Source organism: Acidipropionibacterium jensenii, assembly GCF_005890135.1.
GTDB lineage: Bacteria > Actinomycetota > Actinomycetes > Propionibacteriales > Propionibacteriaceae > Acidipropionibacterium > Acidipropionibacterium jensenii.
On record NZ_CP040635.1, the window covers coordinates 252257 to 275248 of the forward strand.

Genomic DNA, 22992 nt, shown 5'->3' on the forward strand with positions numbered 1-22992 from the left:
CGACCCGCCCGGCAGATATGCCGCGTCAGGCGCTCACACCCTGCGCCACAGCGGGTCCTTGAGCTCCAGGAAGTCGGTCACGGGTTCGAGACAGACCGTGCCCCGGCACACATAGGCGGTCGGTCCGGTCGAGTCGGTGCGGTCCTGGAACCAGCTGCCGAAGCCGCTGGTGCCGGCCTTCCCGCGCACCAGGGCCGACCCGGCAGGGGCCATCCGCCAGGCCGCCGAGGCCAGGTCGCCGGGCACCTCGTCCTCCTCGACCACCACCACGGTCGCCGGCTTCAGTCCGCGACGGGCGTCGTCGCGGATGAGGTGGTCGGCCAGCGCCCATCCGGCGAACCGGGGATTCTGGGCGACCACCGGTGCCAGCACCGCCGAGGCCCGGTCGGCGCGATCCAGCAGATCCTGGCGCTCGGCCATCAGACCGACCCTCCTCAGCGCCTTGACCATCGTCGCCGTCACCGATGGGCAGGCGTCGTCGGTGAGCTGGCGGGAGGGCACCGCAACCAGTGCGGAGGGCTCGGCGTCCAGGAAGGATCCGTCGTCGGCGGAGAACCTCTCCACCGCCCGCTGTGCCACCTCCACGGCCCGGTCCAGCCAGACTCCCCGGCCGGTGGCGCCGGCCAGACCGGCCAGGGCCAGCGCCAGGTGCGCGTGGTCCTCGGCCACCGCGGGGGCGCCGGGGACGCCGTGCAGGGAGGTGCGAAGGGGGGTCCTGCCCGCCCAGTGGGCGGCCCACAGCCGCTCCGCCAGGTCTGCCGCCAGGCTCACCCAGGTCCACTCGCGCAGGATCATCCCGGCCTCGACCAGGGAGTCGATCGCCATCGCGTTCCAGGCGGTGATCACCTTGTCGTCGCGGTCCGGTGCCGGGCGCACCTGGCGCAGTGCCAGCAGCTTGTCCAGGTCGGTGTTGATCCGCTTCCAGTCCACTCTTCCCCGCATCTGGAGGGTGGACAGGCCGTTCTCGAAGTTGCCGGCCGCGTCGATGTGGACCAGCGGTCGCAGCCAGTCGGCCTCCTCGGCGCCCAGGGCGTCGACCAGCAGGTCGGGATTCCACAGGTAGTACATGCCCTCGTGGCTGTGGCCGGCCAGATCGTCGGAGTCGGCGTCCAGGGAGGCGGCCAGCAGGCCGTCGTCGGTGGTCATCTCCCGTTCCAGCCAGCTCACCGTGCGCCGGGCAGCGTGGGAGTAGAGCTCGCGGCGGTCCGGGTCGTGGTCGGCGGTGCGACGCCAGCAGCGGGCCATCGTGCCCAGCAGCAGGGCGTTGCCGTCGAGCATCTTCTCGAAGTGCGGGACAACCCACTGCGAGTCGGTGCTGTACCGGTGAAAACCGCCGCCCACCTGGTCGAAGATGCCGCCTCGCACCAGGTGCTCGCAGGTGTTCTGGGCCATGTCGAGGCTGGTGGGGTCCCCCTTGACCAGCAGGGCGTCGATGAGGGTGGGGCTGGGGAACTTGACCGGTCCGCCGAAGCCGCCGTTGACGATGTCGTAGTCGGCCCCCACCGCGTCCAGCAGGTCCTGGGCCGGTGGCACGGGTGCGGTTGCGGCCGGAGGCTCGGCGCCCTGGCGAAGCTGCTCGGCGATGATGCCGGCCTGCTCGACGACCTCGCCGCGACGCTGTTGCCAGGCCTGCCCCAGGGCGCCGACGACGTCGACCAGTCCGGGCTGGCCGCCTCTGGCCACCGGTGGGAAGTAGGTGCCGGCGAAGAAGGGCTCCCCCTCGGGGGTGCAGAAGACGGTGTTGGGCCAGCCGCCCGAGCCGGTCAGCGCCAGGGTGGCCTGCATCAGTGAGGAGTCGACCTCGGGCATCTCCTCCCGGTCCACCTTGACCGCGATGAAGTAGGTGTTGATGACCTCGGCGATCTCCGGGTCGGAGAACGACTCCAGCGCCATCACGTGGCACCAGTGGCACGAGGAGTATCCGACGCTGACCATCAGGGGCAGGTCTCTACGGGCCGCCTCCTCGAACGCCTCGGTTCCCCAGGGGTACCAGTCCACCGGGTTTCCGGCGTGCTGGAGCAGGTAGGGGCTGGCCGAGTCCGCAAGGTGATTGGGCATGCCGGCCAGCCTACGGCGCAGCGACCACCCTCGGACAAATCAGGTCTGTCAGGCCTTCGTCTCGTCGTCGTGACGCTTCTTCAGCGCCGGGCCCGAGGGGGTCTCGTCGAAATCGATCCGGCGGATGTTGCGGCGCAGGCTGAACCAGGCGAGGATCCCGAATGCCACCAGCACGCAGAACACGATGAGATTCTGGGTGCCGCTGCCGATCATCGCTACAAGCATGACTGGACCTTATCAACGGGCGGTACGGCACAATGACGGGGTGAGTCAGTCTGAGCAGGGACCCGATGACCCGGTGAGCGCGGAGGACCGGGAGCGCATCGCCCGACGCTATCCGCCGCGCCCGGGCCGTCGGCTCTGGCTCGTGGCGGTCGTGGTGCTGGCCGGACTGGTGCTGGCCTGGACCGTCTGGGCGGGCCTTCACGCCTCCGCCGATCCGGTCCGCGTCCAGGTGTTCGGCTACCAGGTGGTCAGCGACTTCCGGGTCGACGTCACCCTCGAGATCCACCGGGGCACTCCCTCCGACACCGGATCCTGCACGGTCTACGCCACCTCGCACGACTCTCAGCGGGTCGGCGAGAAGCAGCTGGTGATCGGGCCCGGGACCGCCGAGGACGTCCGTGTCACCACCTCGGTGAAGACCTTCTCCCGCGCTGTCACCGCCCAGTTGGAGAACTGTCAGGCGAATCGCTAGCCACGGCGTCGACGCCGGGTCCGGCCGGGTCGGGGCGCCCCTGCAGGAGCGGTCGTGCTCTGGGACGGCGGCCACAGCGATATCATTGGGGAATGCCTGAGTCCCAAGACACCGTGTGGCTCACCCAAGAGGCATTCGACAAGCTCACCAAGGAGCTCGAGTACCTCAAGGGTGAAGGTCGCACGAAGATCAGCAACAAGATCGCCGAAGCCCGCTCCGAGGGTGACCTCTCGGAGAACGGCGGATACCACGCCGCCCGTGATGAACAGGGGCAGGCGGAGGCGCGAATCCTCCAGCTCGACCAGATGCTGCGGCACGCCCAGGTCGGGGAGCGCCCGACCGCCTCCGACAAGGTCGCCCCCGGGTCGAAGGTGACGGTCTACTACTTCGGAGACTCCTCCGACACCGAGACCTTCCTGCTGGGATCGCGCGAGATGATGAATGTCGACAAGTCGGTCGACACGCCGGTCTACTCCCCCCAGTCGCCGCTGGGCGGTGCGGTGGTCGGTCTGCGTCCCGGCGAGTCGACCAGCTACCAGGCCCCCTCCGGCAAGGCGATCAAGGTCACTGTGGTCAGCGTCTCCGCCTGACCTGCCGGCTCTTCTCGATGTTGCGGCCCGCAGCGCCCCAGGGGCGCGGCGGGCCGCAACGGTTCATGGTCGGTTCGTGGCCGATTCGCCGACGCCGCTGGGCGGCCCGGCACCGGGTGCTCCCACCTGGTGCGAGCCGGCACAGGCCAGGGTCAGGCCGGGGTCAGACCAGCCGGACCGAGATCCTTCCCATCACCGCGGACAGGTCCAGCCGGGCCGCCCCGTTGCCGACCACGTACTCGTCGACCTCGGACCCGCCGTCGGGCCAGGAGACGACGCTGGTCTGGGTGTCGGCGCGCACAGCCACATTGGCATCCCCGGTGAGCCTGACCGACAGGTTTCCCGACTCCACCCGGATCCGGGACCGTCCCTGGTCGACCGGACCGGTGACGGTGGCCCCGCCGACCTGGAAGAGGGCGTCCTCGATCCGGTGCACGTCGGCGATGTCGGCGGCCCCGGCGGTGACCCTCACGGAGTCGACCACCGGAACTCCCAACAGTCTCAGCGCACCGCCCGACAGCTCGATGTCGAGCCCCAGGTCGGGGTGCATCCGGATGACGAGTTCGGGTCCCAGGCCGAGGTCCTTGAGGTCCTCGGTGCCCTTGGGGAGCCTGAACTTCAGCAGCCCCGACAGGTCCGGTCCGATGTGTCCCTTGGCGGAGATCTCGACAGCCTCGCCGACCCGACGTCGGATGTGCTCCCCCTCGACCTTCACGCCTGGGGTTGCCGGGTCCCCGATGATCGTCACCCGGCGCCCCACACAGCGCACCCGGACCTGGCTCACCTGACCCGACGGGTCGGGGCCGGGGCCACCGGGACCGGCGCTCCCGCGGGATCCGGAGGCGGCGTCGGCGACCTGCTCGGCCACTCCTGTGACGCGCTGCCAGGCTGATCTGAGGCCCTCACGGGCCTCCGGCGGCACCCGGTTCCAGGGCTCGTCGAAGAGCCCGTGTCGTGACTGACCGGGGGCGTCGTGGGCCTGATGGGGACCGGTCGGGGGCTCCTCCGCCCGACCCTGGCCGGACTCGTCGGGTCGGTTGGTCTCTGCGGCGGGCCCGGTCGGCCCGGCGCCGTCCCGGTCTGCGTCTGCGTCTGCGGGCTGCTGGGCCGCGCCCCGGCTGGCGGCCTCGATGCGGCGGGTCGCCTCGGCTGCATCGATGCGGCCGGCGGCGAGATCGTCGAGGATCGAGGACAGGTCTGGAGTCGGACTCATGGCACCCACTGTATGGGCTCGGACGGGCCGGATCACGCGTGCGCGCCGTGCCCGTTCCGCCGCCTCGTGGTGCGGCCCGGCATCCTCACGCGGTTCTGGCCCTGCTCCCCCTGGGCTCGTCGTCGACGGGAACCGCCTCCTCGGGGGAGGCCGAGGAGCTGAGCGCCTTGGCGAAGGCGAACCCGAAGGCCACCAGCGGGATCGCGAACAGGGCGCCGACGATGCCGGCCTGGCTGGCACCGATCGCGATGCCCAGCAGTACCGCCAGCGGGTGGATGGAGACGGCCTTGCCGAGCAGGAAGGGCTGCAGGACATGTCCCTCGATCTCCATCACCGCGACGAAGACGATGAGCATGATGATGGCCTTGACCCATCCCAGCGTCACCAGCACCACCGCGACAGCCACCACGCCAGCGATGAGTGCTCCGGCGATCGGGACGAAGGCGAGAACGAAGGTCAGGGCGCCGATCGCCACGGCCACCGAGGAGCCGATCAGGGCGGCGCCGATCCCGGCCCCCAGACCATCGACGAAGGCCACGATGACGGCGGCTCGGACATAGGCGACCAGGGCGACCCAGCCGCGCTTGGCGGCGTCCAGAATCCGGGAGCGGCCGGACCGGGGCACCAGGTGGGACAGCGTCTCGCCGAAGTAGGAGCCCTCGTAGAGGAAGAAGAAGGTGGCGAACAGGGCGATCAGCAGTCCGGCCACGAAGTGGCCCACCCCGGTTCCCGCGGCGGCCGCCCAGCCGGCGATGCGCCCCTGGGAGGCCTTCGCCCAGGCTTCGCCCTGGTTGACCAGGTTGTTGAGCTGGTCACTGCCGATGTGCAGCGGGCCGGTGTCGAGCCAGTGGGTCAGCTGGGCGAAGCTGGCCATCGTCTGGTTGGACAGTTCACCCCACTGGCTGGCGATCTGTGCGCCGACCAGGGTGAACAGTCCGCCGACGACGATCACCAGGAGCAGGAGGCACAGGGCCGCCGACAACCCGCGGTGGAGACCGTGGCGGATGAACCAGTGGGCCAGGGACCACAGTGCCGCGGTCAGCATGAGAGCGACCGCGATCGGGATGGTGACGTCCGAGATGGTGGCCAGGACCTTCGCCACCATGTACACCAGGGCGCCGATCACCAGGATCCGCCAGGACCAGCCCGCGGCGGCTCTCAACCCGGAGGGGACGGGGTCGCGGTGGTCGGCCGATCCGTCGGCCCGCGCGACGGTGGGGCCCGCCGCCGCGGAGTCTGCCGCAGGGCTCGCGACGGTCTGCGGGGAGGACGTCGCGGCCGGCGGCTTGTTCCCGGATCCCGGAGAGTTGCTCTCGGAGTCGGGGGTCGACTCGTCTGGCGCAGTCATGGTGTCCTTTCCACCGAGCCGATGAACAGCCCGATGGCCAGAAGGGTAGCGTTACCGGGTCAGGTCTCCCCTCCAGACGCGTCCGGGGAGACGGTGCGAACCACGGAGGTGCCATGACGGCCAAGCCACTGAGCGAACTCGTGGCACCCGACTGGGCAGAGGCGCTGGCTCCCGTGGAGCCGGTCATCCATCAGATGGGCGAGTTCCTGCGGGGCGAGTTGGCGGCAGGACGCCAGTACCTGCCGACCGGCGACCGGGTGCTGAGAGCCTTCTCCAGGCCGATGGCCGATGTCCGCGTCCTCATCGTCGGCCAGGATCCCTACCCCACGCCGGGTCATCCGGTGGGGCTGAGCTTCTCGGTGGAGCGCGACGTCCGCCCGATCCCCCGGTCCCTGCAGAACATCTATGCCGAGCTGCAGTCGGATCTGGGGATCCCGCCGTGTCCGCACGGGGATCTCACCGGCTGGTTCGAGCAGGGGGTGCTGCTGCTCAACAGATGTCTCACCGTGCAGCCGGGGCGGCCGGGGTCCCATCGTCACAAGGGGTGGGAGACGGTGACCCAGCTGGCCATCGAGTCCCTGGTCGCCCGTGGGGGTCCGCTGGTGGCGGTCCTGTGGGGCCGTGACGCGCAGTCCCTCACCCCGATGCTGGGGACGGTACCCATCGTCGCCTCCCCGCATCCCTCACCGATGTCGGCACGATACGGATTCTTCGGTTCCCGGCCCTTCAGCCGCACCAACGAGCTGCTGGCCGAGCAGGGGGCCGAGCCGATCGACTGGGACCTCTCCCATCCCCGGGGCGGGATCGACCCGCAGTAGGTCGGCCGACGTCCTGCACGCTCCCCCGGCGACAACGCCTCACGGGAGCACCGTCAAGCGAGCACCGTCGGAGGCGCGCGGTCGGAGGAGAGCCATCACGGGGCGCGGGAATAGCGTGGAGCCGCCGGGCGCTTCCCCTGCGTGGTCTTCGGAGGATTTGCGAACAAGCGTCAGATGGTCGGTCCCGACAACGCCCTTCCGGGCGGATCAACTCCTGTTCTGGAGATGCCCTTCTTCCACCGGGTCCTCGGCGACCGGCTCGACCGGCAGTTCGAGGGGGCCGAGGTGATCCATCTCGCGATGGGCTGTTTCTGGGGGGCGGAGAAGCTCTTCTGGCAGACTCCCGGGGTACTGCTCACCTCGGTGGGGTACATGGGCGGGTACACGCCCAACCCGACCTACCGAGAGGTGTGCACGGGGCGCACCGGTCACGCCGAGACGGTGCGCGTGGTGTACGACCCGGACGCGATCTCCACCGATGAGATCGTGCGACTGTTCTTCGAGAACCATGACCCGACCCAGGGCATGCGGCAGGGCAACGACGTCGGCACCCAGTACCGCTCAGCGATCTGGTGCACCTCTGCCGACCAGCTCATCACCGCCACCAGGGTGCGCGGCGAGTACCAGGCCGATCTCCTCAACGCCGGCTACGGGCAGATCAGCACCACCATCGAGATGGCCGAGTCGCCCTTCTACCCGGCCGAGGCCGAGCATCAGCAGTACCTCCAGGCCAACCCGCAGGGCTACTGCCCGGTCCATGCCACCGGGGTCTGTCTGAGTCACTGAGGGCCGGCCCCGTCCGCCGTCCTCCTGCTGCTCCTCAGCCGAGCAGTCTGATCACCACGACGCACTCCGGCGTCTTCCCGCCGAACAGCTCCCGGGTGCGCCCGGCGACCGCCGTGGCCCAGGACTGTGCACGGTACTTCTCGACGATCTGGGCCTTCACCTGATCGAAGACCGGACCGTCGGCCAGCACGACGGCCCTGCCCTCCAGAACCGGCTCAGAGTCGATGGCGCGACCTCTGCTGGTCGCGGCGTGCACGCTCACCACGCAGTTGTCGGGAAATCGCTCGCGAACGCCCAGGTCATTGGCCAGCCAGAAGCCGATCTCCCCGTCGCCGACCAGGACGACCTGCTCCGTGCTCGTGGTTCTTCTGCCCTCCGAGTCGTAGGAACTCACCAGGATCCGTTCGGCGGTGCGCAGGCTCATCGGGTGTGCTCCGGACCGGCGGCGTCGTCATCGCGCGGCGACTGGTCGTCACCGGCCGTCAGCTGACGGTCCTCCGGTGCCCCGGACTCCGCTCCACCGAGCTCGGGGGCCGGCTTCTCGCTGGCCGCCTTCTCACCGGTGGTGGGAATCGACTCGACGGTCGTGCGGGCATTCGGCTCACCGGTCGGCGGCTGGATCCCGGCGCCGCCCTGACGTAGGGCGCTGTCGCGGATGGACCGTTCGCGCTGCTCGGCGGCGCCCCGCAGGGTTGCCTTGCGGACCGAGGAGTTCGTCTGGCGCGGGAGACCGACTCCCAGACCGATCAGCAGGCCGCAGGCCAGCGACACGCCCGCCACGGTCCAGATCGTCGAGGTCGGATCCGTCAGCCCCGCTCCCCCGGAGCTGGAGCGCGCGGCGGCCATGATCGTGTCCATCGCCATCCCCACGCTGATCGTCATGTAGAGACCAACTCCCAGGGCTACCGCGCCCAGGACGATCAGGACCAGCTTCAGCGTCTTCATCACCAGACGATCCTAAGCCCAACACGGCGGTCGCATCGGCTGTCGTAGGCTGGACGACCATGGCCAGCACTCGCCGGGCAGGGGCCCGCGACATCCCCTTCATGATTCATGTCCTCCGGCTTGCCGCCGGCGGAGCGAACGGCCCGCTCAGCATCGAGGAGTGCCGGTCCAATCCAGCGATATCTCACTATCTGGACCGCTGGAGCCCCGAACAGCTCGGTCTCATCTGCAGCGAGGAAAACACTGAGATCGGGGCGGCCTGGCTCACCCTGCTGCCCGCCGACGACCCGGGCTATGGATTCATCGCCCCTACCATTCCCGAACTGACGATCGGTGTCGCACCCGAGTACCAGGGCAAGGGCCACGGCGACTTCCTGCTCTCGAACCTGCTGGACGCCGCAGACCGGGCGGGTGTCCGCTCCATCAGCCTGTCGGTGGCCGACGACAACGACAGGGCTCGGGCGATGTACCAGCGAGCCGGATTCTCCCCGGTGGGACAGCACCAGCAGGCCACCACCATGCTGCGAGTCGCCTGATCCCCTGACGGGTCCTGCCGGCGAAACAAGTCCTGCCGGACTCGACCGGTCGGTGCCAGTGTGTGCCTGGTCGTCAGGTCAGCTCACCACTCGACTGGCCCCGGGCGTCATCGGCCCCGGGGGCCCCGGGCGTCATCGGCCCCGGGCTGTCTCCCGTCTGTGCCCGGTCGATCCAGGGGTGTTGCCGTCGGTGTCTGGGTGTGGGTGTGGTTCGGGGCCCGGACCGGGTCCCCCGTCATGTCGATCACCTCGACATGGGGAACACGGTCCGGGCCCCGAACTCTTTTTTTAAGGGGTTTGTGCGGCAGCGTCCTACTCTCCCACCCACTGGCGTGGGCAGTACCATCGGCGTGTGGAGGCTTAACTTCCGGGTTCGGAATGGGACCGGGTGTTTCCCTCCAGCCATGGCCACCGGCACAAAAACTGTGGATATGACTCCCACACAACCCGTCAGCCCATTGAATGGGTTGGAGTGTGTGGGCGTGTTTGTTTCGGATCCAGCCACCATCCCGCACCCCCCGCAGGGGGTGTGTGGTGGGCCAGAGCCGCACAGTGGATACGAGCAGTCACAGAAGATGAAGTGTGTGTAGCAAGCCCTCGGCCTATTAGTACCGGTCAGCTCCGCACCTTGCAGTGCGTCCACGTCCGGCCTATCAACCCGATGGTCTCTCGGGGGCCTTACCAGATTCATCTGTGGGAACCCTCATCTTGAAGTGTGCTTCCCGCTTAGATGCTTTCAGCGGTTATCACATCCCGACGTAGCCAACCAGCCATGCTCCTGGCGGAACAACTGGCACACCAGAGGTCAGTCCGTCTCGGTCCTCTCGTACTAGAGACAGCTCTTCTCAAGATTCCTGTGCGCGCAGCGGATAGGGACCGAACTGTCTCACGACGTTCTAAACCCAGCTCGCGTGCCGCTTTAATGGGCGAACAGCCCAACCCTTGGGACCGACTCCAGCCCCAGGATGCGACGAGCCGACATCGAGGTGCCAAACCATGCCGTCGCTGTGAGCGCTCGGGCAAGATCAGCCTGTTATCCCCGGGGTACCTTTTATCCGTTGAGTGACGGCACTCCCACGAGCCACCGTCAGATCACTAGTCCCGACTTTCGTCCCTGCTCGACATGCCTGTCTCACAGTCAAGCCCCCTTGTGCACTTGCACTCAACACCTGATTACCAACCAGGCTGAGGGAACCTTTGGGCGCCTCCGTTACCTTTTAGGAGGCGACCGCCCCAGTCAAACTACCCATCAGGCACTGTCCCTGGACCGGATCACGGTCCGAGGTGAGATAACCAGAACGACCAGAGTGGTATTTCAACAATGACTCCGCAACCACTGGCGTGGCTGCCTCACAGTCTCCCACCTATCCTACACAAGTCGCACCGATCACCAATACCAAACTATAGTAAAGGTCCCGGGGTCTTTCCGTCCTGCTGCGCGTAACGAGCATCTTTACTCGTAATGCAATTTCGCCGAGTTCATGGTGGAGACAGTAGGGAAATCGTTACTCCATTCGTGCAGGTCGGAACTTACCCGACAAGGAATTTCGCTACCTTAGGATGGTTATAGTTACCACCGCCGTTTACTGGGGCTTAAGTTCACCGCTTCAAACCCGAAGGTTCTGACAGTTCCCCTTAACCTTCCAGCACCGGGCAGGAGTCAGTCCGTATACATCGTCTTACAACTTCGCACGGACCTGTGTTTTTAGTAAACAGTCGTTTCCCCCTGGTCTCTGCGACCCTCACCGCTACCAGTCGCAAGGACTGTCACAGTTGGGGCCCCCCTTATCCCGAAGTTACGGGGGCATTTTGCCGAGTTCCTTCACCATGATTCTCTCGATCGCCTCGGTATACTCTACCAATCCACCAGTGTCGGTTTAGGGTACGGGCGGTCCAACACCTCGCTCACGAAGCTTTTCTCGGCAGTACAGGATCACTCACTCACCCACAAGCGTGGGCTCGCCATCATGCCTCGACCACATGCCCGACGGATTTACCTGCCGGACGGTCCACACATTTAGCCCCAGACAACCATCGCTGGGGTTGAGCTACCTCACTGCGTCCCTCCGCAGCTTGCCTACTACATGATCGGTTCACACACTCATCACCAGCCCCACACCTCAAAGAGGCGCAAGACCAGGACTCGCACGCTTAGCATCACACACCTCGGCACGGACGGTGTTGCACCGGTACCAGAATATCAACTGGTCGTCCATCGACTACGCCTGTCGGCCTCGCCTTAGGTCCCGACTCACCCAGGGCAGATTAGCTTGACCCTGGAACCCTTGGATATTCGGCGGACGGGTTTCTCACCCGTCATTCGCTACTCATGCCTGCATTCTCACTCGCGCCAGTTCCACGACAGGTCACCCCACCGCTTCACCACTGACACGACGCTCCCCTACCCAGCCAGCCACAAGGACTGACTGCCACAGCTTCGGCGGACGGCTTGAGCCCCGCTACATTGTCGGCGCGGAATCACTTGACCAGTGAGCTATTACGCACTCTTTCAAGGATGGCTGCTTCCAAGCCAACCTCCTGGTTGTCACCGCAACTCCACATCCTTTTCCACTTAGCCGCCCCTTAGGGGCCTTAGCTGATGATCTGGGCTGTTTCCCTCTCGACGACGAAGCTTATCCCCCGCCGTCTCACTGCTGCGCTCAACATACCGGCATTCGGAGTTTGGCTGATTTCGGTAAGCTGATAGGCCCCCTAGACCATCCAGTGCTCTACCTCCGGCACGCACCACGCAACGCTGCACCTATATGCATTTCGGGGAGAACCAGCTATCACGGTGTTTGATTGGCCTTTCACCCCTATCCACAGCTCATCCCCTCCATTTTCAACTGAAGTGGGTGCGGACCTCCACGACGTCTTACCGTCGCTTCATCCTGGCCATGGATAGATCACACCGCTTCGGGTCCAGAGCACGCGACTGTCGCCCTTATCGGACTCGCTTTCGCTACGACTACCCCACACGGGTTAACCTCGCCACGCACCACTGACTCGCAGGCTCATTCTTCAAAAGGCACGCCGTCACCCGAACACAAGTGTTCAGGCTCCGACGGATTGTATGCGGCCGGTTTCAGGTACTCTTTCACTCCCCTCCCGGGGTACTTTTCACCATTCCCTCACGGTACTATCCGCTATCGGTCACCAAGGAGTATTCAGGCTTGACGGGTGGTCCCGCCAGATTCACGCGAAATTTCACGAGTTCCGCGCTACTTGGGGTCACTCCCACCAGCGGTGCACTCACGTCTACGGGACTCTCACCCACTCCGGTCCGTCTTCCCAGACGATTCGACTTCACACACCATTTCTTACTGGTCGACCCGACGGCAGTCAGATCAAGAAGGCCCCACAACCCCGCGCATGCAACGCCTGCCGGCTTGAACACACACACGGTTTGGCCTCATCCGCTTTCGCTCGCCACTACTCACGGAATCACTATTGTTTTCTCTTCCTACGGGTACTGAGATGTTTCACTTCCCCGCGTTCCCTCCCACACCCCTATACATTCAGGGCAGGGTCACCGGACATGACTCCGGCAATTCAAGGTTTCCCCATTCGGACATCCCCGGATCACAGTTCGTTCACCAACTCCCCGGGGCTTATCGCAGGTCACAACGTCCTTCATCGGCTCTTGGTGCCAAGGCATCCACCGACCGCACTAAGTAGCTTGCAATACACACAAAACAAGAATCTACAAAGATGCTCATATCCACTGTACAGTTCTCAACCACCACACGAGACACCCACCACAAGCCCCACAACAGGACCCGCAGCAGCGGCATTCGCCAGGACACCACAAGGTGATACCCCAGAACCCCAACAGTGCGCCCCCACCCACCCGACACCCCCACACAGGAGGACACCAGACCAGGCAGAAAAATACATCCAGTCAACATTCCACAGAAGCAGGCCACACACCCCACACAGGAGGCGCCCGACCCAATGGACCATGCCAGACCGCCACAACGACGACCCACACAGTCACAGCTCCTTAGAAAGGAGGTGATCCAGCCGCACCTTCCGGTACGGCTACCTTGTTACGACTTAGTCCTAATTACCAGTCCCACCTTCGACGGCTCCCCCCCAAAAGGTTGGGCCACCGGCTTCGGGTGTTACCGACTTTCATGACTTGACGGGCGGTGTGTACAAGCCCCGGGAACGTATTCACCGCAGCGTTGCTGATCTGCGATTACTAGCGACTCCGACTTCATGGGGTCGAGTTGCAGACCCCAATCCGAACTGAGACTGGCTTTTTGAGATTCGCTCCACCTCACAGTGTCGCAACTCTTTGTACCAGCCATTGTAGCATGCGTGAAGCCCTGGACATAAGGGGCATGATGACTTGACGTCATCCCCACCTTCCTCCGAGTTGACCCCGGCGGTCTCCACTGAGTCCCCAACCGAATTGCTGGCAACAGTGGACGAGGGTTGCGCTCGTTGCGGGACTTAACCCAACATCTCACGACACGAGCTGACGACAGCCATGCACCACCTGTGAATCGGCCCACAAGGGGGGCGGCCATCTCTGACCGTTACCAATCCATGTCAAACCCAGGTAAGGTTCTTCGCGTTGCATCGAATTAATCCGCATGCTCCGCCGCTTGTGCGGGGCCCCGTCAATTCCTTTGAGTTTTAGCCTTGCGGCCGTACTCCCCAGGCGGGGTACTTAATGCGTTAGCTACGGCACGGAATCCGTGGAATGGACCCCACACCTAGTACCCACCGTTTACAGCGTGGACTACCAGGGTATCTAAGCCTGTTTGCTCCCCACGCTTTCGCTCCTCAGCGTCAGGAAAGGTCCAGAGAACCGCCTTCGCCACTGGTGTTCCTCCTGATATCTGCGCATTCCACCGCTCCACCAGGAATTCCATTCTCCCCTACCTTCCTCAAGTCAACCCGTATCGAAAGCACGCCCAGGGTTAAGCCCCAAGTTTTCACTTCCGACGTGATCAACCACCTACGAGCTCTTTACGCCCAATAAATCCGGACAACGCTCGCACCCTACGTATCACCGCGGCTGCTGGCACGTAGTTAGCCGGTGCTTCTTCTCCAGGTACCGTCACACCCCGAAAGGCACTTCGTCCCTGGTGAAAGCGGTTTACAACCCGAAGGCCGTCATCCCGCACGCGGCGTTGCTGCATCAGGCTTGCGCCCATTGTGCAATATTCCCCACTGCTGCCTCCCGTAGGAGTCTGGGCCGTATCTCAGTCCCAATGTGGCCGGTCACCCTCTCAGGCCGGCTACCCGTCGACGCCTTGGTGAGCCACAACCTCACCAACAAGCTGATAGGACGCGAGTCCATCCACCACCGCCAGAACTTTCCAACCCCCACCATGCGATGAGAGCTCATATCCGGTATTAGCACCAGTTTCCTAGCGTTATCCCGAAGTGATGGGCAGGTTACTCACGTGTTACTCACCCGTTCGCCACTCGTGTACCCCCGAAAGGGCCTTACCGTTCGACTTGCATGTGTTAAGCACGCCGCCAGCGTTCGTCCTGAGCCAGGATCAAACTCTCCAATGAAAAAATATCACCACCGCACCCCACCAACCCCAAAGGCCGGCGGACCACAGTACAGGCGACACCATCAAAGAATCCAAAACACTGACCCCGACAAACCAACTGACAAAAAATCAGATGATCAATCGAAATCAATCAAAGGAATCAATAAATCCGACACACAACACAAGTTGTGCATCAACAAAACATCTTTATTGACTAAACATATGACACACTGTTGAGTTCTCAAACATCACACACGACCCGCACCACCACATCACATGGCCGCTTGGGGCTCTCACAACACTACCGGAAACAAACCCGCCAGTCAAACCAGCCGATCCACACACTTCCCAGCACCAATCAATCCCGAAAACACCCCGAAAAGCATCCCCGGAACAACCGGAATCAATCACACCGTCCCTCACAGGACGACCCGATCAACACTACCGAAACAACACCAGCCAGTCAAACCGACCAACCCGCACACATCCCGGCACCAATCATCCCGAAAACACCCCGAAAGACGCACTCCCGAAACAATCAGATCAATCACACCGCCCCTCACGAGGCGACCCGACCAACACTACCCGAAACAACAACCCGGCACAAATCCCGAACCATCATCCCAACAACCCGAAACCACCCCACCACCCGACGCCCACAACAGGCACCAGACAGCCGAACAGCCACGAACCATCAACCGGACAGCTCGGAGAACATTACCCCACACCCACCCACCACGCAACACAGGGCGCAGAACGCCCCCTGGAACAGTCCGCCGGGCGGTTCCGGAGGACTGTTCCAGGGGGCGTGGCGGGCCCCTCGGAGCTCACTTCAGGATCAGTGCGCCCACCGTCTTCTTGCCTCGGCGCAGCAGAGCCACCTCACCGTGCAGGAAGTCCTGGGGGGTGAGCCGGCGCTCGACGTCCTCGACCTTCGTGTTGTTGAGGTAGGCGCCGCCCTCGGTGACGGCACGGCGTCCGGCCGATCGCGACTCCACCACTCCGGCCAGCACCAGGGCCTCCGGAATCGTGGGAAGCTCCGCCGACTCGAGCGTGGTGGCCCCGACCTCCTGTGCCAGCGCCTTCACCGTCGTCTGGTCCAGTGCGGCCAGATCTCCGCGTCCGAACAGTGCCTTGCCCGCGGCCTCGGCGGCCCGACGTTGGACCACCCCGTGGACCAGATCGGTGATGTCGTCGGCCAGCGCGTGCTGGGCTGCTCGCCGCCACGGCTCCTCGGCGGTCTGTCGGGCCAGCTCATCGATCTCCTCATGGGACCGCGGGCTGAACACCTTGAGGTAGTCGATGACCTTGGAGTCCTCGGCATTGAGGAAGAACTGGTGGAAGGCGTAGGCGCTGGTGCGCTCGGGATCGATCCACACCGTCCCCGACTCGGTCTTGCCGTACTTGGTGCCGTCGGCCTTGGTCAGCAGAGGCGTCACCAGCCCGTGGACGACGTCACCGGTACTGCGCCGGATGTAGTCCGCGCCGGCGGTGATGTTGCCCCACTGATCCTGGGCTCCGGTCTGCAGGCTGCATCCGTACCTGCGGTGCAGCTCGGCGAAGTCGAGGGACTGCAGCAGGACGTAGCTGAACTCCGTGTAGGAGATCCCCGACTCCAGACGGCGGGCCACCACGTCCCGGGCGAGCATCCGGTTCACCGAGAAGTACTTGCCGACGTCGCGCAGGAAGCTCAGCGCCGAGTACTCGCTCGTCCAGTCGTAGTTGTTGACCAGCCGGGCCGGGTTGGGTCCGTCCAGATCGACGTACTTGCTCACCTGCTCGCGGATCGAGTCCACCCAGCCGGCGACGACGTCGGCGTCGTTCATCTTCCTCTCACCGGTCATCTTGGGATCACCGATCAGCCCGGTCGCACCGCCCACCAGCAGCAGCGGGTGGTGCCCGCGCTCCTGGAGCGCCCGGACCAGCATCAGCTGCACCAGGTGCCCGATGTGGAGGCTGGCCGCGGTGGGATCGAATCCCACATAGAACGTCACCGGCCCCTGAGCCAGATGGGCCTCGAGGGCCTTCCGATCTGTTGAGTCGGCCACCAGGCCGCGCCACTCAAGTTCGTCCAGGACGCTGTCCACCGCAAGTCTCCTCTGGATATTCGGCGAATGTCGGGGCCAGCCTACCGGGGTCCCGCGCCGTGGCCCGTCCCGCTCACCCTGTGCCAGCGGAACTGATTCATCCCCGTGTCAGCGGTGCCGACTCACCCGTGTGCCAGCAGAGCTGCGGGGGCTCCGGTCTCGGCCATCTCCCGGAAGGCGTCCGCCAGCTCATCGGCCCCGATCCCCCGGGCGCAGATGAGAGCGATCGTGTCGTCCCCCGCGATGGTTCCGAGGATGACCGCCGATCCCGCCTTGTCGATCGCCGATCCGAAGTACTGGGCGGCTCCCGGCGGGGTCTTGAGCACCACCAGCGAGTCGTTGTGCTGGACGCCGGTGCACAGTTCGCGGGTGAGTCGGGCCAACCGTGTCCATGCCGGTGACCCGGTGGTCACATCGGAGGGGTGCTCCCCGCTGGGGATCGTGTAGCAGGGGTTGCCCTCGAGATCTCGGCCTCGCACCGCGCCGATCTCCACCAGGTCGCGCGACAGGGTGCCCTGGGACACCGCCATCCCCTCCTCGGCGAGTCGTTGGCCCAGTTCGGACTGCGAGGACACGTGGCCGGCGGCCACCAGGTCGCGTATTCGAGCCTGGCGGGCCGCGCGTGAGGCCGGTGCCCCGTTCGTCCCCTCCGACATCCTGGCTCCATCCTGGAGGGCCGAGACCCTCGAATACCATGCACTGTTTAGCATAAGTATGCAGTCAGATGTCAGCATTCTCAACTTGGGAGGAGTCCTCGGCGCCGCCGGTCGTCACGCCGCGCAGCCCGGTGACCAGGAGCTCCAGACCATCGGCGAAGTCCTCCTCCTCGGCGCGACGATCGAACTGGTCCACCACGCCCAGCTCGTGCAGCTGCGATCGGGTCTGCTCCTCGATGACATGACCCAGAATGAAGTGCACGAGCGCCCGGGAACTGTACCGCCTCTGGTGACCGGAGAACCCGTACCGCTCCAGCAGCGTCGAGACCTCCGCGGCAGGGTCGACCGTGCCCAGCCCGACCGGCATGGTCGAGGCGACCACCTCGGCGCCGTCGCGGTGCCGCAGCAGCGCGGCGCGGAAGAGGCCGGCCCAGCGGCGCACGGCGTCCGCCAGCTCGTCACGCGAACCGCTGCTCGCCCCGAGGGGATCGCCGTGGTGGTGATCGCGGACGTCGACGCCGGTGTCGATCCTCTCCGCACCGTCGGGCTCCCGGAGGATCTCGTCGCTCACCAGCGCCAGCAGGGTCTGCTTGTTGGTCACGTGCCAGTACAGGGCCCCCGCCTTGACCCCCAGGAGTCCTGCCAGGCGACGCATCGTCAGGTCCTCGAGCCCGTAGTGGTCGAGCACGTCCACCGCTGCCCGCACCACATCCTGCCGATTCAGTGACATCTGAGCCTTCCTGTCGCAGCTCCCACGGTGACCGGGTCCGGGTCCGCCGGAGCACCCGGGTATATTGACCACCGTTCAAGTTGAACAGCGTTCAACCACGCTGGGATCGATGCGCTGACGAACCGGGAGCCAATGATGAATCTATCCGAGATGGTGCAGGCCGGCCTGGACCGACGTTCTGCAACCCCCGAGCAGGCTCTGGAGATCCTGCGCAGCCCCGATGAGATGACGATGCCGATCGTTGCGGCCGCCGGCCGCCTGCGTCGTCGCTTCTTCGCGAACCGGGTGAGACTGAACTACCTGGTGAACCTCAAGAGCGGGTTGTGCCCCGAGGACTGCTCCTACTGCTCCCAGCGGCTCGGCTCGCGGGCCGACATCATGACCTACTCCTGGGCCGATCCCGCGGTGGTCGATGACGCCGTGGAGGCCGGCATCGCCGGGGGTGCCCGGCGCGTCTGCCTGGTGGCCTCCGGCCACGGCCCCAGCCGCCGGGACGTGGACCGTGTCAGTGGACTGGTCAGCGACCTGAAGACCCGGCATCCCGACGTCGAGGTCTGCGTCTGCCTGGGATTCGTCGACGACGAGAAGGCGGCCACCCTCCATGAGGCCGGTGCCGACGCCTACAACCACAACGCCAACACCTCCCGCAGCCACTACGAGTCGATCTGCTCCACCCACACCTACCAGGACCGGATGGACACCGTCGAGGTCCTCAAGCGCAACGGGCTGTCCCCCTGCTCCGGGGTGATCGCCGGGATGGGCGAGACCGACGAGGAACTGGTCGACGTCATCTGGGACCTGCGCCGTCACGGGGTCGACTCGGTTCCGGTGAACTTCCTGCTGCCCTTCGAGGGCACCCCCCTGCAGGGCCAGGGCCGGGAGCTCACCCCGCAGCGGTGCCTTCGGATCCTGTCGATGGTGCGATTCGTCCACCCGGATGCGGAGGTCCGCGCCGCCGCCGGCCGCGAGATGCATCTGCGCACCATGCAGCCGGTCGCCCTGGAGGTCGTCAACTCGATCTTCCTGGGCGACTACCTCACCAGCGAGGGGGCCGCAGGGGCCAAGGATCTGGACATGATCCGCGACGCCGGATTCGTCCCGGAGGGTCAGACCGGGGCCACTGACAGGGCTCCCGCCGAGGAGCCCACCGAGGTGCCGATCCGCCACCGCGGGATCGGCAGTCAGCTGCCGGTCAACGCCTGATCTCCGGTTCCGAACGCACCCCGGCCGCAGGAGCATGGCTCCTGCGGCCGGGGTGATTCACGTCAGGGTCAGGACCGCAGCTCGGCCCCGAACTGCGCGGTGGCCTGGGCCACCGCGGCGTCACGGACCTGGGCGGCCTCGACGTCCTTGAGGGTGCGGTCGGCGGCCCGCAGTCGCAGGCTGAAGGCCAGCGACTTGCGCCCGGGTCCGACCTGCTCGCCGGTGTAGACGTCGAACAGCTCCACCGACTCCAGCAGGTCTCCTCCGCCGGCCACCAGGGCCTCGCGCACCTGGGCGGCCGGCACGGCGGCGTCCACCACCAGGGCGACGTCCTCCTTGGCCACCGGGAAGGTCGACAGCGGGGTGATCTGACCGCCGGCAGGAGCGGCCTCCAGCAGTGCGTCGAGGCTCAACTCGACCGCACATGCCCGGGCGGGCAGACCGAAGGCCTTGCAGACCTTCGGGTGCAGCTCGCCGGCGTACCCGACGATCTGTCCGGCCACCATCAGAGCCGCGCACCGGCCGGGATGCCAGGGGGCCTGCCGCGCCGAGCGGCGCTCCAGCCTCACCCCCAGGGCCTGGGCCGCCGACTCGGCCAGCAGCACCGCGTGGGTCCAGTCGGCCCGCACGGCCGGTCCGTTCCACCGGTCGGGCAGCCAGTTGCCCGACAGGACTCCGGCCAGCATCCGGGGCTGGTCGGGCAGGGCCGCGGCGATCTGCGCCAGCTCCTCTTCGCTGGGTCGGTGGTCGACGCTGGGCCTGGGGGCCCGGGCCGGCGGTCCGGCCAGGAAGACGGTGCCGCACTCGAAGATGGCGACGTCGTCCTGGGAGCGCGACTGGTTGCGCGAGACGGCCTGGAAGAGCCCGGGCAGCAGGGTGGTGCGCAGGTATCCGCGGGTGTCGTCCAGCGGGTTGGCCAGCTGCACGGTGCGCCGTCGCGGGTCCTCGCCGGTCAGGCCGAGCCCGTCCAGGTCGGTGTCGCCGATGAAGGGCAACGAGATGACCTCGACGAATCCGGCGTCGGCGACCGCGTGCAGGGCGGCGCGACGTCCCTGCTGGGCACGGGTGAGTCCCCGGCCGGCGGTCAGCGGGGGCAGCGTCGCCTCGATCTGGCTGAACCCGATCTTGCGGCCGACCTCCTCGACGTAGTCGTAGGGATCCACCAGGTCCGGTCGCCAGGTGGGCGGGATGACGGTGAGGCTGTCACCGAGCGCGGTCACCTCGACCTTGGAGGCCTGGAGAATCTCGATGACCTTCTCGCGGGAGACCGGCAGGCCCAGGATGCGGCCCGGCAGGTCGGCGGAGATCCGCGCCTGCGGCATCGGGGTGACGTCGCCGACGATGGTCGGTTCCCCGACCGTTCCGCCGCCGAGCTCGGCGAGCAGCTGAGCCGCCCGCACCACCGCGGTGTGGGCGCACACCGGGTCGACGCCGCGCTCGAAGCGCCGTGAGGCCTCCGAGCCCAGCTTGTGACGTCGGTAGGCGCGGGCCACCGTGGTGCCGTCGAAGTGTGCCCCCTCGAGGATGATGTCGCGGGAGTCCTCGGTCATCTCGGTGCTGGCTCCGCCCATCACCCCGGCCAGACCGATGGCACCGGAGTCATCGGCGATCACCAGATCGTCGGGATCCAGCTCCCTCTCGGCGTCGTCGAGGGTCCTCAGGTGCTCCCCCGCCAGCGCCTTGCGGACCACCAGGGCACCCTGCACGCGCTGGCGGTCGTAGGAGTGCAGGGGCTGGCCGGACTCGATCATCACGTAGTTGGTGACGTCGACGGCCAGGCTGATCGGCCTCATCCCCGCCCGGGTGATCCTGTCGGCGATGTAGCCGGGAGTGGTGGCCTGGGGGTCCAGGCCGGTGACCGGCAGGGCGACGAACTGGCTGCAGGCCGGGGACTCGATCCGCACCGCCACCGGTCCGGAGACCGGTTGTGCGGGAGCCTCGGTGTAGGGGTCGTGGAAGTGCAGGCCCAGAACCTGGGCCACCTCGCGGGCGATCCCCCGGATCGACATGCAGTAGCCGATGTCGGGGGTGACATCGATCTCCAGGACATCCTCGGGGATGCCCAGGATCGGGCGGGCGTCCTCGCCGGGCACCGGGGTGCGACCCTCGAAGGTGTCGGGCAGCACGATGATGCCGGTGTGGTCGGTGCCGATCCCCAACTCGTCGGCTGCGCAGATCATCCCGTCAGAGGTGTGTCCGTAGGTGTGTCTGGCAGAGATCTCGAATCCGCCTGGAAGCACGGCCCCCGGCAGGGAGACCACGACGAGGTCCCCGACGCCGAAGTTGTGGGCGCCGCAGATGATGCCGCGGCCCAGCTCGGCGCCGTCGGCGTTCTTGGGATGCCCCTGGGCGTTGAGCTCGGCGCCGACGTCGACCCGGCACCACACGATCGTCTTGCCGTTCTTCTGCAGCTTGGGCTCGGCGCTGACCACCTTGCCGACCACGACCGGGCCGCTCACCTCACCGCCGATCGACTCGACGCGCTCGACATCGGCGGTGTGCTCGGTGATCACCTCGGCCACCTGGGTGGTCGTGGTGCCCTCCGGCAGATCGATCATGGCGCGCAGCCATGACATCGGGACCCTCATCGTGCTCCTCCCAGCAGTGAACGGCTGAACCGGACGTCGCCCTCGACGAACTCGCGCAGGTCCGAGGCGTTGTTGCGCACCATCACGGTGCGGTCCAGGCCCATCCCGAAGGCGAATCCGGAGTAGACGTCGGTGTCGACGCCGCAGGCGCGCAGGACGCGGGGGTTGACGACCCCGCACCCGCCCCACTCGATCCATCCCTCGGACCGGCAGGTCCGGCAGGGGCGGGCGGGGTTGCCGACCGACTCCCCGTGGCACACGAAGCACTCGACGTCGACCTCGGCGCTGGGCTCGGTGAAGGGGAAGTAGTGGGGGCGGAATCTGGTCCGCACATCACCGAAGATCGCCTGGGCGAAGTGGTCCAGGGTGCCCTTGAGGTGGGCCATCGAGATGCCCTTGTCGACGCACAGTCCCTCGACCTGGTGGAAGACCGGCAGGTGGGTCGCGTCGTACTCGTCGGCGCGGAAGACCTTTCCGGGGCTGATAATGCGCACCGGGGCGCCGTGGGCGAGGAGGGTGTGGATCTGGACCGGGCTGGTCGCGGTCCGCAGACACTTGCCGTCGGAGACCGGATCGATCCACAGGGTGTCCTGGAGGGCCCGAGCGGGGTGATCGGTGCCCAGGTTGAGGGCGTCGAAGTTGAACCACTCCGACTCGCACTCGGGCCCCTCGGCGACCTCCCACCCCATTGAGGTGAAGACGTCGGAGACCATGTCGATGAGTGCCGTCAGCGGATGCATTGCGCCCTGCGGGTGGGTCTGCACGGGCAGCGTGACGTCGACCGCCTCGGCGGCCAGGCTGGCCTCCAGCTCGGTCTCGGCCACCTCGGCGGTACGGGCCGCGAGGGCCTGTTTGACGCGGCCGCGGGCCATGCCGACCCGCTTGCCGACCTCCCTGCGCTCGGCGGGAGGCAAGGATCCGATCTCGCGGTTGGCCAGGGCCAGCGGTGAGTGGTCGCCGACATGGGCGATGCGAACATCCTTGAGCTCGGCGGTGGTCGAGGCCTGGGCAATCGCTGCCAGCGCCTCGGTGACGTGCCGCTCGACCTGGGCGGCGTCCAAGGCGCTGGTCGCCACCGGGTCGTCATTCGTGTTGGGACCGCTCATGGGCCTTCCCCTGATGCTGTTGGAACGTGCTCGCGCACAGTGTCTGCCAATGCAGCGCTGCGCGCGTGTGATGGCCGGGCGCACCCGGCACATCGGCCCATTCTAGTGACACCGG

At 66.2% G+C, this 22992-nt stretch carries 17 protein-coding genes and 3 rRNA genes; 6 read left to right on the forward strand and 14 right to left on the reverse strand.

Annotated elements, in window-relative coordinates; genetic code table 11:
- Positions 1-33: 33 nt before the first annotated feature.
- Both FEZ32_RS01185 and FEZ32_RS01190 read right to left on the reverse strand, forming a co-directional pair.
- Positions 34-2058 carry a thioredoxin domain-containing protein gene (locus FEZ32_RS01185; RefSeq protein ID WP_097799220.1) on the reverse strand — a complete coding sequence of 675 codons (2025 nt, stop codon included), beginning with the start codon at positions 2056-2058 and terminating at the stop codon, positions 34-36.
- Positions 2059-2106: 48 nt separating this feature from the next.
- Positions 2107-2283: a hypothetical protein gene (locus tag FEZ32_RS01190; RefSeq protein ID WP_036982401.1), complete on the reverse strand. Its 177-nt coding sequence runs from the start codon at positions 2281-2283 to the stop codon at positions 2107-2109.
- A gap of 40 nt (positions 2284-2323) precedes the next feature.
- Here FEZ32_RS01190 and FEZ32_RS01195 point away from each other — a divergent pair, with 40 nt between their 5' ends.
- Both FEZ32_RS01195 and greA read left to right on the forward strand, forming a co-directional pair.
- Positions 2324-2755 carry a DUF4307 domain-containing protein gene (locus FEZ32_RS01195; protein ID WP_236082451.1) on the forward strand — a complete coding sequence of 144 codons (432 nt, stop codon included), beginning with the start codon at positions 2324-2326 and terminating at the stop codon, positions 2753-2755.
- A gap of 92 nt (positions 2756-2847) precedes the next feature.
- Positions 2848-3345, forward strand: a complete 498-nt coding sequence (greA, locus tag FEZ32_RS01200) for a transcription elongation factor GreA (RefSeq protein WP_028703789.1) — start codon at positions 2848-2850, stop codon at positions 3343-3345.
- Between the two features lie 163 nt (positions 3346-3508).
- Here the strand turns inward: greA and FEZ32_RS01205 are convergent, their stop codons facing one another.
- A complete protein-coding gene (locus FEZ32_RS01205; protein WP_138679712.1) occupies positions 3509-4558 on the reverse strand; it encodes a hypothetical protein in 1050 nt (349 codons plus the stop codon).
- A gap of 85 nt (positions 4559-4643) precedes the next feature.
- The gene (locus FEZ32_RS01210; RefSeq protein ID WP_084149510.1) at positions 4644-5906 is read right to left on the reverse strand and encodes an AI-2E family transporter; all 1263 of its coding nucleotides are present in this window, start codon (positions 5904-5906) and stop codon (positions 4644-4646) included.
- Positions 5907-6019: 113 nt separating this feature from the next.
- On the opposite strand from FEZ32_RS01210, the gene FEZ32_RS01215 reads away from it, so the two are divergent.
- Both FEZ32_RS01215 and msrA read left to right on the forward strand, forming a co-directional pair.
- Positions 6020-6724: a uracil-DNA glycosylase gene (locus FEZ32_RS01215; RefSeq protein WP_028703787.1), complete on the forward strand. Its 705-nt coding sequence runs from the start codon at positions 6020-6022 to the stop codon at positions 6722-6724.
- A gap of 174 nt (positions 6725-6898) precedes the next feature.
- Positions 6899-7510 carry a peptide-methionine (S)-S-oxide reductase MsrA gene (gene msrA / locus FEZ32_RS01220; RefSeq protein WP_028703786.1) on the forward strand — a complete coding sequence of 204 codons (612 nt, stop codon included), beginning with the start codon at positions 6899-6901 and terminating at the stop codon, positions 7508-7510.
- A 34-nt stretch (positions 7511-7544) separates the two neighbouring features.
- Here the strand turns inward: msrA and FEZ32_RS01225 are convergent, their stop codons facing one another.
- Both FEZ32_RS01225 and FEZ32_RS01230 read right to left on the reverse strand, forming a co-directional pair.
- Positions 7545-7934, reverse strand: a complete 390-nt coding sequence (locus FEZ32_RS01225; RefSeq protein ID WP_028703785.1) for a hypothetical protein — start codon at positions 7932-7934, stop codon at positions 7545-7547.
- Positions 7931-8458: a hypothetical protein gene (locus FEZ32_RS01230; RefSeq protein WP_126412587.1), complete on the reverse strand. Its 528-nt coding sequence runs from the start codon at positions 8456-8458 to the stop codon at positions 7931-7933. Before FEZ32_RS01230 ends, FEZ32_RS01225 begins: the two co-directional genes overlap by 4 nt.
- A gap of 56 nt (positions 8459-8514) precedes the next feature.
- Here FEZ32_RS01230 and FEZ32_RS01235 point away from each other — a divergent pair, with 56 nt between their 5' ends.
- On the forward strand, positions 8515-8991 hold the full coding sequence (locus FEZ32_RS01235; RefSeq protein WP_138679713.1) for a GNAT family N-acetyltransferase: 477 nt from the start codon (positions 8515-8517) through the stop codon (positions 8989-8991).
- A gap of 299 nt (positions 8992-9290) precedes the next feature.
- Here FEZ32_RS01235 and rrf read toward each other — a convergent pair.
- The 6 genes from rrf to FEZ32_RS01265 form a co-directional block, all read right to left on the reverse strand.
- Positions 9291-9407, reverse strand: a 5S ribosomal RNA gene (gene rrf / locus FEZ32_RS01240).
- 169 nt (positions 9408-9576) lie between these two features.
- Positions 9577-12676 (reverse strand): 23S ribosomal RNA (locus tag FEZ32_RS01245).
- A gap of 322 nt (positions 12677-12998) precedes the next feature.
- Positions 12999-14526, reverse strand: a 16S ribosomal RNA gene (locus tag FEZ32_RS01250).
- The 16S, 23S and 5S rRNA genes sit together here, the layout of an rRNA operon.
- A gap of 808 nt (positions 14527-15334) precedes the next feature.
- A complete protein-coding gene (gene tyrS / locus FEZ32_RS01255) occupies positions 15335-16594 on the reverse strand; it encodes a tyrosine--tRNA ligase (RefSeq protein WP_138679714.1) in 1260 nt (419 codons plus the stop codon).
- A gap of 122 nt (positions 16595-16716) precedes the next feature.
- Positions 16717-17250, reverse strand: a complete 534-nt coding sequence (locus FEZ32_RS01260; protein WP_028703877.1) for an arginine repressor — start codon at positions 17248-17250, stop codon at positions 16717-16719.
- A gap of 64 nt (positions 17251-17314) precedes the next feature.
- Entirely contained in the window at positions 17315-17980 is a 666-nt protein-coding gene (locus FEZ32_RS01265) for a TetR/AcrR family transcriptional regulator C-terminal domain-containing protein (RefSeq protein WP_028703878.1), read from the reverse strand.
- 132 nt (positions 17981-18112) lie between these two features.
- On the opposite strand from FEZ32_RS01265, the gene bioB reads away from it, so the two are divergent.
- Complete coding sequence (bioB, locus tag FEZ32_RS01270; RefSeq protein ID WP_028703879.1) at positions 18113-19183, forward strand: biotin synthase BioB; 1071 nt, start codon at positions 18113-18115, stop codon at positions 19181-19183.
- 68 nt (positions 19184-19251) lie between these two features.
- On the opposite strand, the gene pheT is transcribed toward bioB, so the two are convergent.
- Together pheT and pheS are read right to left on the reverse strand one after the other, a co-directional pair.
- Positions 19252-21771 carry a phenylalanine--tRNA ligase subunit beta gene (gene pheT, locus FEZ32_RS01275; RefSeq protein ID WP_138679715.1) on the reverse strand — a complete coding sequence of 840 codons (2520 nt, stop codon included), beginning with the start codon at positions 21769-21771 and terminating at the stop codon, positions 19252-19254.
- Positions 21768-22877: a phenylalanine--tRNA ligase subunit alpha gene (pheS, locus tag FEZ32_RS01280; RefSeq protein ID WP_028703881.1), complete on the reverse strand. Its 1110-nt coding sequence runs from the start codon at positions 22875-22877 to the stop codon at positions 21768-21770. The genes pheT and pheS overlap by 4 nt, the downstream gene beginning before the upstream one ends.
- Between the last annotated feature and the right edge of the window lie 115 nt (positions 22878-22992).

Coding starts and splice junctions, on each gene's coding strand:
- bioB (WP_028703879.1), top strand. CDS start 18,113: ATGATGAATCTATCCGAGATGGTGCAGGCCGGCCTGGACCGACGTTCT.
- FEZ32_RS01265 (WP_028703878.1), bottom strand. CDS start 17,980: ATGTCACTGAATCGGCAGGATGTGGTGCGGGCAGCGGTGGACGTGCTC.
- FEZ32_RS01190 (WP_036982401.1), bottom strand. CDS start 2,283: ATGCTTGTAGCGATGATCGGCAGCGGCACCCAGAATCTCATCGTGTTC.
- greA (WP_028703789.1), top strand. CDS start 2,848: ATGCCTGAGTCCCAAGACACCGTGTGGCTCACCCAAGAGGCATTCGAC.
- FEZ32_RS01260 (WP_028703877.1), bottom strand. CDS start 17,250: ATGTCGGAGGGGACGAACGGGGCACCGGCCTCACGCGCGGCCCGCCAG.
- FEZ32_RS01235 (WP_138679713.1), top strand. CDS start 8,515: ATGGCCAGCACTCGCCGGGCAGGGGCCCGCGACATCCCCTTCATGATT.
- FEZ32_RS01215 (WP_028703787.1), top strand. CDS start 6,020: ATGACGGCCAAGCCACTGAGCGAACTCGTGGCACCCGACTGGGCAGAG.
- msrA (WP_028703786.1), top strand. CDS start 6,899: ATGGTCGGTCCCGACAACGCCCTTCCGGGCGGATCAACTCCTGTTCTG.
- FEZ32_RS01210 (WP_084149510.1), bottom strand. CDS start 5,906: ATGACTGCGCCAGACGAGTCGACCCCCGACTCCGAGAGCAACTCTCCG.
- pheT (WP_138679715.1), bottom strand. CDS start 21,771: ATGAGGGTCCCGATGTCATGGCTGCGCGCCATGATCGATCTGCCGGAG.
- FEZ32_RS01225 (WP_028703785.1), bottom strand. CDS start 7,934: ATGAGCCTGCGCACCGCCGAACGGATCCTGGTGAGTTCCTACGACTCG.
- pheS (WP_028703881.1), bottom strand. CDS start 22,877: ATGAGCGGTCCCAACACGAATGACGACCCGGTGGCGACCAGCGCCTTG.
- FEZ32_RS01185 (WP_097799220.1), bottom strand. CDS start 2,058: ATGCCCAATCACCTTGCGGACTCGGCCAGCCCCTACCTGCTCCAGCAC.
- FEZ32_RS01205 (WP_138679712.1), bottom strand. CDS start 4,558: ATGAGTCCGACTCCAGACCTGTCCTCGATCCTCGACGATCTCGCCGCC.